The sequence below is a fragment of the Sneathiella sp. genome, assembly GCF_002694385.1.
Lineage (GTDB): Bacteria > Pseudomonadota > Alphaproteobacteria > Sneathiellales > Sneathiellaceae > Sneathiella.
The window spans coordinates 227,493-241,098 of record NZ_NZMB01000010.1 but is presented as its reverse complement, the minus strand read 5'-3'; the positions used below and the strand labels follow the sequence as shown (position 1 = coordinate 241,098).

Annotated in this window: 13 protein-coding genes; 4 read left to right on the top strand and 9 right to left on the bottom strand. The window is 56.0% G+C overall.

All coding sequences use genetic code 11. The features are described from left to right. Positions 1 to 13: 13 nt before the first annotated feature. Complete coding sequence (gene purD, locus CMN55_RS05775; protein WP_293948594.1) at positions 14 to 1,294, bottom strand: phosphoribosylamine--glycine ligase; 1,281 nt, start codon at positions 1,292 to 1,294, stop codon at positions 14 to 16. Positions 1,295 to 1,379: 85 nt separating this feature from the next. On the opposite strand from purD, the gene xseA reads away from it, so the two are divergent. Further along, positions 1,380 to 2,822, top strand: a complete 1,443-nt coding sequence (xseA, locus tag CMN55_RS05770; protein WP_293948593.1) for an exodeoxyribonuclease VII large subunit — start codon at positions 1,380 to 1,382, stop codon at positions 2,820 to 2,822. Further along, positions 2,822 to 3,634: a M23 family metallopeptidase gene (locus tag CMN55_RS05765; RefSeq protein ID WP_293948592.1), complete on the top strand. Its 813-nt coding sequence runs from the start codon at positions 2,822 to 2,824 to the stop codon at positions 3,632 to 3,634. The genes xseA and CMN55_RS05765 overlap by 1 nt, the downstream gene beginning before the upstream one ends. On the opposite strand, the gene CMN55_RS05760 is transcribed toward CMN55_RS05765, so the two are convergent. The 7 genes from CMN55_RS05760 to ubiA all read right to left on the bottom strand — a co-directional run bounded on the left by CMN55_RS05760 (position 3,631) and on the right by ubiA (position 10,487). Continuing rightward, complete coding sequence (locus tag CMN55_RS05760; RefSeq protein ID WP_293948591.1) at positions 3,631 to 4,077, bottom strand: hypothetical protein; 447 nt, start codon at positions 4,075 to 4,077, stop codon at positions 3,631 to 3,633. The genes CMN55_RS05765 and CMN55_RS05760 overlap by 4 nt on opposite strands. Before the next feature lie 583 nt (positions 4,078 to 4,660). After that, positions 4,661 to 4,828 carry a hypothetical protein gene (locus tag CMN55_RS05755; RefSeq protein WP_293948590.1) on the bottom strand — a complete coding sequence of 56 codons (168 nt, stop codon included), beginning with the start codon at positions 4,826 to 4,828 and terminating at the stop codon, positions 4,661 to 4,663. A gap of 97 nt (positions 4,829 to 4,925) precedes the next feature. Then, on the bottom strand, positions 4,926 to 5,729 hold the full coding sequence (locus tag CMN55_RS05750) for a 3'(2'),5'-bisphosphate nucleotidase CysQ (protein WP_293948589.1): 804 nt from the start codon (positions 5,727 to 5,729) through the stop codon (positions 4,926 to 4,928). Next, complete coding sequence (locus CMN55_RS05745) at positions 5,726 to 7,081, bottom strand: TldD/PmbA family protein (RefSeq protein ID WP_293948588.1); 1,356 nt, start codon at positions 7,079 to 7,081, stop codon at positions 5,726 to 5,728. Before CMN55_RS05745 ends, CMN55_RS05750 begins: the two co-directional genes overlap by 4 nt. Positions 7,082 to 7,142: 61 nt before the next feature. Further along, positions 7,143 to 7,913, bottom strand: a complete 771-nt coding sequence (locus CMN55_RS05740; RefSeq protein ID WP_293948587.1) for a sulfite exporter TauE/SafE family protein — start codon at positions 7,911 to 7,913, stop codon at positions 7,143 to 7,145. A gap of 62 nt (positions 7,914 to 7,975) precedes the next feature. Next, positions 7,976 to 9,484, bottom strand: a complete 1,509-nt coding sequence (locus CMN55_RS05735; protein WP_293948586.1) for a UbiD family decarboxylase — start codon at positions 9,482 to 9,484, stop codon at positions 7,976 to 7,978. Positions 9,485 to 9,557: 73 nt separating this feature from the next. Continuing rightward, entirely contained in the window at positions 9,558 to 10,487 is a 930-nt protein-coding gene (ubiA, locus tag CMN55_RS05730) for a 4-hydroxybenzoate octaprenyltransferase (protein WP_293948585.1), read from the bottom strand. Between the two features lie 99 nt (positions 10,488 to 10,586). Here ubiA and CMN55_RS05725 point away from each other — a divergent pair, with 99 nt between their 5' ends. Then, positions 10,587 to 11,330, top strand: a complete 744-nt coding sequence (locus CMN55_RS05725) for a 16S rRNA (uracil(1498)-N(3))-methyltransferase (RefSeq protein WP_293948584.1) — start codon at positions 10,587 to 10,589, stop codon at positions 11,328 to 11,330. Between the two features lie 140 nt (positions 11,331 to 11,470). Next, complete coding sequence (locus CMN55_RS05720) at positions 11,471 to 12,838, top strand: glutamate--cysteine ligase (protein WP_293948583.1); 1,368 nt, start codon at positions 11,471 to 11,473, stop codon at positions 12,836 to 12,838. Here CMN55_RS05720 and CMN55_RS05715 read toward each other — a convergent pair. Beyond that, positions 12,832 to 13,605: a hypothetical protein gene (locus tag CMN55_RS05715; RefSeq protein ID WP_293948582.1), complete on the bottom strand. Its 774-nt coding sequence runs from the start codon at positions 13,603 to 13,605 to the stop codon at positions 12,832 to 12,834. The two genes, CMN55_RS05720 and CMN55_RS05715, sit on opposite strands and share 7 nt — an antisense overlap. Position 13,606: the final 1 nt, after the last annotated feature.

Below are 13,606 nucleotides of genomic sequence, written 5' to 3'. Positions count from 1 at the left end.
TATATGTCTACCTCTACTCTTCCCCGCCGCGATTGATAGCCCGCCAGCCAATATCGGATCGGCAAAATCCATCCGGCCAGCGAATCGCGTGGACACCACTATACGCATTTTTCTGCGCTTGTTTAACGGTTTTTCCTATTGCGGTGACGCCAAGCACTCGCCCGCCTGTCGCCAGTATCTTTCCCTCCTGCTGTTTTGTCCCGGCGTGAAAGATGATGACATCCTTGATTCTAGCGGCCTCATCAAGACCCTCGATGACCGTGTTTTTCTCGTAATTGCCGGGATAGCCATTGGCCGCCATCACGACAACAAGAGCGGTTTCCTCCCGCCATTCCAGACGGATATCGGCAAGGCTGCCATTGGCCGTGGCCATCAGGGCAGGCAGCAGGTCGCTCGCCATTCGGGCGCACAGCACCTGACATTCCGGATCACCGAACCGTACATTATATTCAATCAGTTGCGGTCCCTCATCGGTGATCATGAGACCGGCGTAAAGAACACCGGTGAAGGGGGTGCCGCGTTCTTTCATAGCCTTGACGGTCGGTTTGATAATCCGCTCAATCGTGGCATTGATCATCTCGTCCGTCATCACCGGGGCCGGGGAATAGGCGCCCATCCCGCCCGTATTGGGGCCTGTATCACCATCACCGACGGCTTTATGGTCTTGCGCGGTGGCCAGCGGCAGAATGGTTTCACCGTCCGTCAGCACAAAGAAGCTTGCCTCCTCTCCCGCCAGGAACTGTTCGATGACGATTTCAGCGCCCGCGCCGCCGAACATGCCATCGAAAATGTCATCAATGGTTTCGTTGGCTTCATCACGTGTCTGGACGATGATCACGCCCTTTCCGGCAGCAAGACCGTCCGCCTTCACGACGATTGGCAAATCCTGTGTTGCGACATAGGCTTTTGCTGCTGCCGCATCGGCAAAGCGGCGATAGGCGGCGGTCGGAATGCCATGCTCGCGGCAGAGATCTTTCATAAAGCCTTTCGAACCTTCGAGGGCGGCCGCGGCCGCGCGGGGTCCAAAGCTCCGGATTCCGGCCGCTTCCAGATCATCCACCAGCCCGATGACGAGGGGAACTTCCGGGCCGATGACGACAAAGTCAATGGCTTTGCTCTTGCAGAATTTGATAATAGCCTCAATATCTTCGGCACTGATGGCGACACATTCCGCTACTTCGGCAATGCCGCCATTCCCGGGCGCACAGAAAAGCTGTGTGACGAGGGGGGATTTTTTCAGCGCCCAGCACAGAGCATGTTCGCGGCCGCCAGAGCCAATCACAAGTATATTCATATTCTTAATCTTTATTTTCCCTTGAAGGACAGTGCAGGTTTTGTAGCATACTGTGGCGACAGGCCAAACAGGTTGAAGGAAAAACGTGTCAGATAATCATCATTCCGGCTCTTCAAATATTCATGAATATACCGTCTCCGAACTGAGTGGCGCCCTCAAAAGAACGGTGGAGGATGTTTTCGGTCACGTCCGGGTCCGGGCCGAAATTTCCGGCCTCAAACGGGCGGCATCGGGTCATGTCTATCTGACGCTCAAAGATGACCGGGCGGTGATAGACGGCGTCATGTGGCGTGGGACGGCCGACCGGCTTGGCTTTCGTCCCGAAGATGGGCTGGAAGTGGTCTGTACGGGTAAGTTGACGACTTATCCCGGCCGGTCCAAATATCAGATTGTGATCGAGGCGATGGAACCGGCGGGCGTCGGCGCTCTTATGGCGCTGCTGGAGGAGCGTAAAAAGAAACTCGCCGCCGAGGGGCTCTTTGATCCGGCGCGCAAGCGGCCATTACCCTATTTGCCGTCCGTCATTGGTGTTGTGACATCACCGACCGGGGCGGTGATCCGTGATATCCTGCATCGCCTGCGGGATCGGTTCCCGGTGCATGTGCTTCTCTGGCCCGTTCTGGTGCAGGGGGAAACGGCAGCCGGACAGATTGCGGAGGCCATTCGTGGATTTAATGCCCTGCCACCAGATGGGGAAATCCCGCGTCCTGATCTTGTGATTGTGGCGCGCGGCGGTGGCAGTCTTGAAGATCTGTGGGCGTTCAATGAGGAAGAGGTGGTGCGTGCCGCCGCAGAAAGTGCGATTCCGCTGATATCTGCCGTTGGTCATGAAACGGATACGACCCTGATTGACTTCGCGTCGGACCAGCGGGCGCCAACGCCGACGGCGGCGGCGGAAATTGCGGTGCCCGTCCGTAGTGAGCTTCTTGCCTATGTGGAAGACCAGGAACGGCGTATTCGGCGCAACCTGACCCGTGCCATTGCTGACAGGCGGGACCGTCTTGCCGGGTTGACGCGTGGCCTTCGTGATCCCGCCTCAATGATTGCAGAAAAAACGCAGCATCTCGATCATCTCGAGAGCAGGCTCAGGCAATCGGTGGTCGGCAACCTGAATATCAAAGGCCAGCAATTTACGGCTACTGCCTCAAATCTCAGGCCGCAACTTCTGGAACGGACACTCGCGCAGTACAGTGAACGCCTGCAGCAATTTGACAGGCAGATGACGCGTGGCGTGGAAAGCCGCCGCGAACGGGCAACAGATCGTCTGGCGGCGACGGCACGCCTTCTGGAAAGCCTGTCGTTCCGGCGGGTGCTGAAGCGCGGATACAGCATTGTCTGGGATGAAGACGGCCGTCCGATCTCTTCCGTGAGTGGGGCGACATCCGGGAGTCAGGTGGCAGTGGAATTTGCCGATGGCCGGGCCGCCGCTATATTCTCTGGTGCTGCACCGGGTGACGTGAAGGCATCACCAGCAGCCAAAAAACCACGAAAATCGCCTTCGAAACCAAAACAGGAAACTCTTTTTTAATGCGATTTTGTCTTCTACTCATTTTTTTATTCATCTCGACGCCCGCATTCGCGGACCGGACCAGCCTATCCGGTGATATGACGCAAGGCGGGCTTGTTGTGGGCACAACCGACCCCGAAGCAACATTGTATCTGGATGGCAAGCTTCTGACCGTGGCGCCATCAGGACGTTTTGTGTTTGGTTTCGGCCGGGATTCCAAGCCGACAGCCATTCTGAAAATTCTTTATAAGAATGGAGAGACCGAGGACAGGCTGCTTGAAGTATCGCAACGGGAGTATCCGATCGAACGGGTTGATGGTTTGGCGACGGACAAGGTAACGCCGAGCCCCGAAGCTCTTGCCCGGATCAATGCGGAAAATGCCGAGATCGCTCGCATCCGATCTATAGAGACCGGAGAGGAGTGGTATCTTTCCGGCTGGCAATGGCCAGCGAAAGGCCGTGTCAGCGGTGTATATGGGAGCCAGCGGGTTCTGAACGGCATTCCGAAGCGGCCGCATTTCGGTCTGGATATTGCTGCATCGGAAGGCACGGAAGTTCTGGCTTCCACCGATGGAACTGTCCGGATGGCCGAGGCGGATCTCTACTATACCGGTGGTACCGTAATGATCGACCATGGGTACGGCCTGATATCGGTTTATTCGCACCTCAGCGCGCTGACGGTCAAGGAGGGGCAGTTTGTACAGAAGGGCGAGAAGATCGGTGAAGTCGGATCAACCGGACGATCAACGGGGGCGCATCTTGACTGGCGCCTCAACTGGTTCGATACACGCCTTGATCCACAGCTTCTGCTTGAGGGAATGCCGGGTGATTAACAGCTTTTGCGCCGCCGCGCAAAAGCAAGTCCTGCGCAGAATAAGGCAAAGGCACCCATGAACAGGGGCAGGGCGGCAGGCAGCGGTATGGCAGAGGTGGAATGCACCGAAATGGAGATATCATTGCTGTCATTCCCAAAAATCCATGAGTGCTGCCCGAACAGCTGGCTGATCCAGCCATATTGGAACCGGGCAATTCCCGTTCCCTGATCCCGAAATGGCAAATCAAGGCGGTCTTTGCCGGCATTGCCGAAATCAAGCGGGATGGTTTTGCCTTGCGGGAAGCTTCTGAACTGTTCATGCGCAAGATAGGCGACGGATGTCTCTGCTGTGGTTTGATAGAGCTCGGTGATCCAGCCCTGATTTACAAAATTCTGAGCAAGACGTTCAGTTTCATGAACCGGCGCGGCTTTGGCTGCCGTCCAGAACGCCGTTAATAACAAGCAGCAAATTGCGTATGACCAAGATCTCATATGGGCCCCGTTCCGGGAAGTTCTTTCCGGAAGATCAATACAGTTACTTTTGAAGCTAATGTGCGATCAGGCTGTTAAAGCTCTGGCATAAACGGAATTTTACGGGAGCATAGGGGGAGCCGTCAATCGGGCCGCGGACGCAGACTTAGATGGAAAAGCGTCTTCATATGCATAAAATACGTCTAAAAATATAATCATTACATAGTGTTGTATTTTTTATGTGCGGATTGAAGTTTTGCTTCTATCACGGAAATGTCAAAAAATATTGACGGATTCGGAATGTTATATGGTTAATGAAAATGGTTAATTTTTGTGAAAAATATATCTCGCTGCGATAATCAGCATACGGGCCTGTTGCAGGGCGAATCGCTTTATTCACAACAACTTGCCATTTACCGGTCAGGCGATGCCGTTTAAGCCATCAGGCAGGGAAGAAAAGCCGAAAAATTTGCGCCGGAAAACGGGATTTCCGGCGCTTTGAGACATGGCCTTCCAAAAAGGCCTGCGACATGATCGCGGGATCGAAAGAGAAGCCCCCTTCGTCCGGTGACGGTTAGTCGGATTTCATTTTCTCGCCCGCCTTGATGACGGTATCACCTGCCTTGTCCATATTCTTGCTGGTGTCCGATTTCACGCCTTGCCAGGTATTGCTGCATCCGGCAGTCAGCAAGGCAACGGACAGAAAAGATACGGTTAAGACTGCTTTGGCAATGGATTTCATTCTGGCGCCCTCCGCCTCATTATACACTGCAAACAATTTAGGTGAAGAATTCGGCATTTACAACTGTTTGCGCAGTGAGGGAAGCGCGGGCACTTCGTCAGCCGGATTTCGCGCGTCCGAAACTTTCCAGCAACTTCATGAGTTGCGGATGCAGCGCCTCGCCTGAGGAAATGACGTTCTTTTGATGGATGGATTTTCTGTTATATATAAGAGAGTCGCCGCCGGTAGTTGTCGTAATGCCGCCCGCTTCGGAAAGGATGATGTCCGCCGCGGCGATGTCCCAGTCGCTTTTCTCGGTGAGGGAAAGGGAGGCATCCGCATGGCGGGAGGCAACCTTGACCATACGATAGGCGATGGAATTGACATGGCTGAAACTGGCGCCTTTCACATCCTCCAGCCAGCCATGCCAATCGAAGGAATTGCGGCTGGCGATAAGGCGCGTATTGGCAAGATCACTTTTCGGGCTGCAGGTGATCAGACGGCCGTTCAGCTTCGCGCCGCGCCCCTTGATCGCTTCATAATATTCTTCCAGTACCGGGTTATAGACGATGCCGATGACCGGCCGCCCGTTTTCCACCAGCGCGGCGGCAATGGTGAATTCCGGCTTGCCCGCAATGAAGGAGCGTGTGCCGTCGATCGGGTCAATGACCCACACCCTGGATTTACCGAGGCGGACGTGATTGTCGGCGGTTTCCTCTGACAGCCAGCCATAATCAGGCCGCGCCGCGAGCAAGCTGTCGCGGAAATGGGCGTCAAGAGCCAGATCCGCCTCACTCACCGGATCGCCGGGCTTCTTTTCCCAGCTTTTGACGGTGCCGTTAAAATATCGCCGGGCGATATCTCCGGCTTCCTGCATGGCGTGATCGAGCAGGGCAAAATCTGTATCAAGATTTTCTGTCATGTACCGGCTACCGTCATCCCTTCGATACGCAGACTGGGTGCGTTTGTGCCGCGGCGGAATTCCAGATCATCGGCCGGTGTCAGGTTTTCGAACATGCCTCTGAGGTTTCCGGCAATGGTAAGTTCCGAAACCGGGTGGGCAATCTCGCCATTTTCAATCCAGAAACCGGACGCCCCCCGGCTGTAATCCCCGGTTATCTCGTTGACGCCGAAGCCGATCAGGTCGGTGACGTAAAAGCCTGATTTGATATCGCTGATCAGCTCTTTCAGAGTAGTCGTCCCAGCTTCCATATAGAGATTGGTCGTGCTGGCGCCGGGCGGAGAAGCCGTACCGCGCGTTGCCCGCCCATTCGTTTCAAGGCCGAGCTGCTTGGCCGTGGCCGTATTCAGAATCCAGGAACGAAGAATGCCGTCGTCCACCAGATCAAGGCGGCCGTTGGCGACGCCTTCGCCGTCAAAGGGCTTGGACGCTGCTCCGCGTTTGCGATGCGGATCATCAATGACGCGGATCCCCTTGGCAAAAATTCTCTTGTCCAGGCTGTCTTGTAAGAAGCTGCTGCCGCGGGCAATGGCGCCGCCGGATATGGCGCTGGCCAGATGCCCGAGCAGGGAGGCGGAAACCCGCTTGCTGAAAACAACCGGGACCTTGCCGCTTGGCATCTTGCGAGGGGAAAGCCGTTTCACGGCCCGCTCCCCGGCGCTTCTGCCGATATCGGCGGCAGGCATCATGTCGGCGTGATAATGACGGCTGTCGAAATCGTAATCCCGCTCCATGCCAAGCCCTTCTCCCGCGATGACGGAAGCAACCACCGAAAAGTTGCTGGACGAATAGGCGCCGCTGAAGCCGTCCGATGTGGCGAGGGCGACGGAAACGCGCCCACTGGAGGCGCTGGCCCCTTCAGAGTTTGTGACGCCTTTGACAGCGAGGGCGGCCGCCTCAGCCTCGTTGGCGGAGATAACGAGATCGTCCGCCGTGAGACTGGTCTTGTCAAAGAGGTCAAGGTCCGGGATATCACGCGCGAGTTTCGCCGGATCGGCTAGGCCGCAGTATTTGTCCTCCGGCATGTTGCGGGCCATGGCGATGGCGCGATCTGCAAGTTCTTCAAGGACAACGGGGCGCGCATCGTTGGAGGAAACGAAAGCCTGTTTCTTGCCAATCAATACGCGCAGCCCGAGATCATGCGCTTCCGAACGTTCGACTTCCTCGGTTTCTCCCTGCCTCACCGATACCTGAACGGAGGAGCCCTGAAGGCGCACGGCGTCGGCGGTCTCGGCTCCCTTGCGCCGGGCGATCTTGATCAGATCTGCGAGAATATCGAGCGAGTTTTGCATTTCTGCGGTTTGGTCGGACATGGATTTCCTGATCTTGACGTAACAACCCTTCATACATAGGCAGTCTTCCGGCAAATGGGAATCAGAAAAATACTCCCATTCCCCGAAGTCCGTCCCACAGCAGCTTTGCCCCCGTCACAAGCACAAGGATATAGGCGATGCGGTAGAAAATGACTTCCGGGATCATTTTGTGCGCCTTGACGCCAAGCCATATGCCGATGGGGGCGAGGGGCAGCAGAACGAGGGATGTGCCGAGATTTTCCGTCGAAAACTGATCCAGCATGGCATATGGGATCAGCTTCACATAATTGATGGCGAAAAAGAACCAGACGGATGTCCCGACATACAGTGTTTTGTTAAGTTTTTGCGGCAGCATGTAGAACTGCACCGGCGGTCCGCCCGCATGGGCAACAAAGCTGGTAAAACCAGCGATAGATCCCCAGAAAGAACCGCGCCACAGACTTGCCTGCATCACTTTGCCTGCCGGATCGCGGCGCAGATAGTGATTGAGCGTGAACGCCACGCACATCACGCCAAGCAGGACTTTGATGATGTCCGCACTCAAATAATTGAACAGGAGATATCCGACCGTAATGCCGATTATTGCCCCTGGCAGCATATAGAACAGATTTTGCCAGTGCGCCGTTTGCCGATAGGCGAGCAGCCCGAAAATATCCATGACACAAAGGATAGGCAGAATGATCGCCGCGGCCTGCATCGGGGACATGATCAGGGTGAGAAGCGGGACGGCCAGAATACCGAGCGCGCCGGAAAAGCCCCCCTTGGATATGCCAATCATCAGGACGACAGGTATGGCGAGCAGATAGAAGGCTGGATCCGGGATGATTGTCATATGACGCTTCCATTATTATCTCTGACGGCAATGTCAGAATTATTGTCTGATCTGCAACAGTATTATTTCCAGATGGCTTTTCCGCTTCCCGGGAGTCCGAGCCTGTCCCAGAGATCGTCAACCTTTTCGATAATCTCCTGATCCATACGGATCTGGCGTCCCCATTCCCGATGGGTTTCTGGCGGTAGCTTGTTGGTGGCATCAAGGCAAAGCTTGCCACCGAGCCCGGATTCCGGGGAGGCAAAATCAAGGTAGTCGATCGGTGTGTTCTCGACAGTTGTAATATCGCGCACCGGGTCCATCCGCGTTGAGACGGCCCACATGACATCCTTCCAGTCGCGCGCATTAATATCGTCATCCACAATGATCAGGAATTTCGTGTACATGAACTGCCGGAGGTAGGACCAGGCGCCCATCATCACCCGCTTGGCATGGCCGGGATAGGCTTTTTTCATGGAGATGACGGCAATGCGGTAGCTGCACCCCTCCGGCGGCAGCCAGAAATCGGTGATTTCGGGAAATTGCTGCTGGATCAGCGGGATGAACAATTCATTCAGGGCTTCGCCAAGGACGCTCGGCTCATCCGGTGGCCGACCGGTAAAGGTGGACAGATAGATCGGCTTTTTCCGCATGGTGATGGCCGAAATGGTAAAGACGGGGAAGCTTTCCACCGAATTATAGTAACCCGTATGGTCGCCATAGGGCCCTTCATCGCCATAATCATCGAGAGAAACATGCCCCTCCAGAATAATTTCGGCGCTGGCGGGCACTTTCAACGGGACTGTTTTGCAATCCACCAGTTCCAGCTTCTGCCCGCGCAGCAGCCCGGCAAACTGATATTCCGACAGATTATCGGGGATGGGCGTGACGGCGGCAAGGATGGTGCCGGGGTCAGCGCCAATCACGACAGCGACGGGCAGCGGCTCCCGCTTTTCCTTGCCCCATCGCGCATGATGTTGTGCCCCGCCGCGATGTTTCAGCCAGCGCATCAGGGTTCGGTTCTTCCCCAGTTTCTGCATCCGGTAGATACCGAGGTTGTAATCGTCCGTCTTGTCTTTACCGGGGCCTTTTGTCACCACCAGTGGCCAGGTGATCAGCGGGGCAGGCTCTCCCGGCCAGCAGGTCTGGATCGGCAGCAGATCGAGGTCAATATCCTCTCCGGTCAGGACCACTTCCTGACACGCAGCGGATTTCACCGTTTTCGGCCGCATGCTCATCACGGTTTTAAGAACCGGCAGCATTCCCATGGCTTCGCGGACGCCCTCCGGGGGTTCCGGCTGGCGCAGGAAGGCAAGGGTTTCACCGACCTCGCGCAGTTCTTCCGGTTTGCGGTTCATGCCCATGGCGACACGATCCACAGTACCGAACAGATTGACGAGAACAGGCATGTCGCTCTTCTCACCCTTCTCATTCACCGGATTTTCAAACAGGACAGCCGGGCCGCCTTCGGCTAGCAGCCGGGTCTGGATTTCCGTCATCTCCAGATCGGTTGAGACCGGCTCGCTCACCCGAACGAGTTTCCCGTCCCGCTCCAGCTGCGCCATGAAGTCCCGTAGTGATCCGTACGCCATTCTTTTTCCCTCAAACTCGCATTCGTCGTGACTATGCCCGAGGAGGGCTGCTTTGGTAAAGCAAAAGCATGGTTTAAAAGGGCAGCGCGAATTTCCCGGCGATGATGGCTGCCAGCACAATCAGGCCGAATATCTTGTTGGACTTGAACAGCAGCAAACAGAGATCGGAATCGTCAATTCTCAGCGATTTGACCTGCCAGAAAAGATGAGCGCCCGCGCCCGCCATGAGGATATAAAAAGGGAGGGTGAGGCCGGCGAGATACCCGCTCAGCAGCAGGCAGGCGAAAAGCACGGCATAAAATCCGGCGAGCCAGGGTCTTGTCTGCTCGCCCAGTTTCAGAGCCGTTGATTTGACGCCGATAAGGATATCATCCTCCTTGTCCTGATGGGCGTAAATGGTGTCATAGCCGAGTGTCCAGGCGATGCCGCCGAGATACAGGATGACAGGGACGAGGATGAGGTCTCCCTTGACTGCCGCCCAACCCAGCATCGCGCCATAGTTGAAGGCGAGGCCGAGAAAGAATTGCGGCCAGTAGGTAAAGCGTTTGGCAAAGGGATAGATGGCGACAAGAATCAGGCTGGCGGTGCCCAGAAGGATGGCGAAGAGATTGAACTGCAACAGGATCATCAGGCCGATCAGACATTGCAGACCCAGCCAGAGGAAGGCCTGGATGAGAGTGATCTGGCCGCTCGGGATGGGGCGCTTTTTGGTGCGTTCAACCTGACCGTCGAAATTGCGGTCGGCAATATCGTTGAGGGTGCAGCCCGCACCGCGCATGACCAGTGCGCCGATCCCGAACAGGATGAACAGCCACAAATCGGGAAATTCCCCTGCGGGGGCGGCAAGGGCGATGGACCAGAGGCAGGGCAGCAATAGCAGCCAGGTGCCGATGGGGCGGTCCAGCCGGGACAGCTTCATATAGGGCTGCAGGCCATCGGGCGCGTATAAATCCACCCAGTTCTGCTTGCTGGCATCGGCTATAATCCGGTCGGCTCGTCGCATATTCACTTGTTTCCTGATCTCTCAACAGATGACGCAGATGATATTCATTGCTATGTATCGCAATATAACACATCAATCCAGCCGCGGGTTTTCAGATACATGTTTCCAAAACCATATTCGCTTCGTCTGTTCGTTCCGAGTGATCTTGGCCGGGATGTCGGCGTGGTGCTGGACAAAAGCCAGTCGCATTATGTGGCGAATGTCATGCGCAAGTCGGCGGGGGAGCGGATCGCGCTTTTCAACGGGCGGGACGGGGAGTGGATTGGTACCCTGCAAGAGGTACATAAGAACCATTGTCTTGTCCATGTGACGGAGCAATTGCGGCCACAGATTGATGAACCGGACATTTCCCTTTTGTTTGCGCCGGTCAAAAAAATTCAGACGGCTCTCATCGTTCAGAAGGCAACGGAGCTCGGGGTGGCGAACCTGCAACCGGTGCAGACGGCGCGCACCAATGCGGAAAGGCTGCGCGAGGACAAGATGGAATTGCAGGTGCTGGAAGCATCTGAACAATGTGAGCGCCTTAATATCCCTATAGTTGGCGAGCTGATGCCCCTGCAGCAGGCGCTTGAGGCGCTGGAGCCGGAGCGGGTGCTGTTGTTCTGTAACGAACGACTGACCGGCAATGGCGCCGGAGACGTTATCCCTGCTCTTGCGGCTGCGCAAAAATGGGCCATTGTCACCGGACCAGAAGGGGGATTTGCGGATGAGGAAATTGCCATGATAGCGGCCCGACCGAATACCCATGCCATCTCACTTGGCCCCAGAATTTTGCGGGCGGAAACGGCAGTGATTGCGGCCCTTGCCCTGCTTCAGGCCTTTCATGGCGACTGGACCTCCTGACGCTGAAGACCGCTGAAAATGTGACCGTTAGACAAAATATGTAATTTTGTCTTGATGCGGCCATCGCAATTCTTTAATTCGGATGCAAGGCCGGACTTAAGGGCGCATTGCCCGGCCATGAGAATAAACAAGGGGATCACATGTCCGGACCTTCCAAAGGCAATGCCGTTGAAATCAATGACAAGGCGCAACTCGTCGAATTTGCGGCGAGCGGGTGTAAACCGAGCGATAAATGGCGCATCGGCACAGAGCATGAAAAATTCGGTTTCACTCTCGATACTCATGAACCTTTAAGCTACGAAGGGCCGAAAGGCATTCGCGCCATGCTGGAGGGGTTGCAGCGGTTCGGCTGGCATCCGGAGTATGAAGGCGACAATATCATCGCCCTGTCCAAGGAAGGCTGCTCGGTCAGCCTGGAACCGGGCGGCCAGCTTGAGCTTTCCGGCGCCGCCGTAGAAACCCTGCATGAAACCTGCGCTGAGGTGCATACTCATCTTGCCCAGGTGCGTGAGGTCGGCGATGAAATGGGGGTGGGCTTCCTGGGGCTTGGCTTCAGCCCCAAATGGACCCTGAAGGAAACGCCGATCATGCCGAAGGGGCGTTACCAGATCATGAAAAGATATATGCCAACGCGCGGACAGCATGGGCTGGATATGATGTTCCGCTCCTGCACCGTACAGGTCAATCTTGACTATGGCTCCGAAGCCGACATGGTGAAAAAGTTCCGCACCAGCCTTGCCCTGCAACCGCTGGCCACGGCTCTGTTCGCCAATTCGCCCTTTACCGAAGGGCGGCCGAACGGCCACCTCAGTCATCGCAGCTTCATCTGGACCGATACGGACCCCGACCGCACCGGCATGATCCCGTTTGTTTTTGAAGACGGGTTTTCATTTGAACAATATGTCGATTATGCGCTGGATGTGCCGATGTATTTCGTCTATCGCGATGGCGATTATCTGGATGCGTCCGGTCAGTCTTTCCGGGATTTTCTTGCCGGAAAGCTGCCCGCCCTGCCGGGAGAGAAGCCGACACTTGTTGACTGGGACAATCATCTGACAACGCTTTTTCCCGAAGTGCGCATGAAACGCTTCCTCGAAATGCGCGGTGCGGACGGAGGCCCCTGGCGGCGGCTCTGTGCGCTTCCCGCGCTTTGGGTCGGGTTACTTTACGATGATGATGCGCTGGATGCGGCCTGGGATCTGGTCAAAGGCTGGACCGCGGAAGATCGCCAGCGCATCCGCAATGACGTCTATACGATGGCCCTTAAAACTCCCATGCCCGATGGACGCCGCATGCAGGAACTGGCAGTTGAAGTGCTGGATATCGCTGCGGCGGGTCTCAAGGCGCGTAAACGGCTGGACAGCTTCGGGGAAGATGAAAGTCATTTTCTGAATGCTCTCAAGACCATCGTCAAGCAGGGCCGTACACCCGCGGAAGAAATGCTGGAGCGGTTTAATGGCGAATGGAAAGAGAATATCGACCCGGTTTTCAGGGAATATGCCTACTGACGGGCGATAAGCGCCTGATAGGAAACCCGCGCCGCCGCAAAATCATCTGCGGCGGCTTTTTCATGCAGCGATTTGAGCAGGGTGACCTCATTGCGCAGACTGGCGGGGATAGTGTCCATTTTCGCAATGCGGCGGCCGTAATCACTGCGGATCAGCTCGTAAAGCCGGTCAACTTCGTGAAAATTTTCTGTCTCGACCGGACCCGCAAGAAGCGTCAGATAGGATGTTTCCGGTCCGGATTGCTGCGCTTCATCCGCATGAGCGGGAGGAGTGTCCATTAGTGAGGCGAGATAGTGGATGAGCGCATCAAGATCGCCGCTATTCGGTTCAGGCCCCGCGAATTCGGTGACGATCACATGCCGGGTGAAGGATGGAAGGTCCGGGAGACGCACGGCTGTTCCATAAGGAGCGCTATCCCGAATGCCACGCAAAGTAGGGATATCAAGGGGATTGTCCTTTCCGTCATCAAACCCCGCTTGCCAGAAGCGATGGGTCACATCGACGCGGCCGGGTCGGTCGGACAGCCCCTCTATATAAAAATCGGCATTGATATGGCCGTTCGTATGGCAGCTATTGCAGGAGAGGCCGATCCGGACGGCCCTTTCCCCGAGAAGGGCGGGGCTGTGAAACAGCAGCCGACCATAAAGCCATTGCTTATCACGAACGGTATCCTGCCGTATCAATTCGGCGGGTGGGTCCCGGGTTATGTCTGTCATGCTGCCGGGGGGCAGCCAGTTTCGCTCGTCCGCCCGCAGCGGCAAGATCATG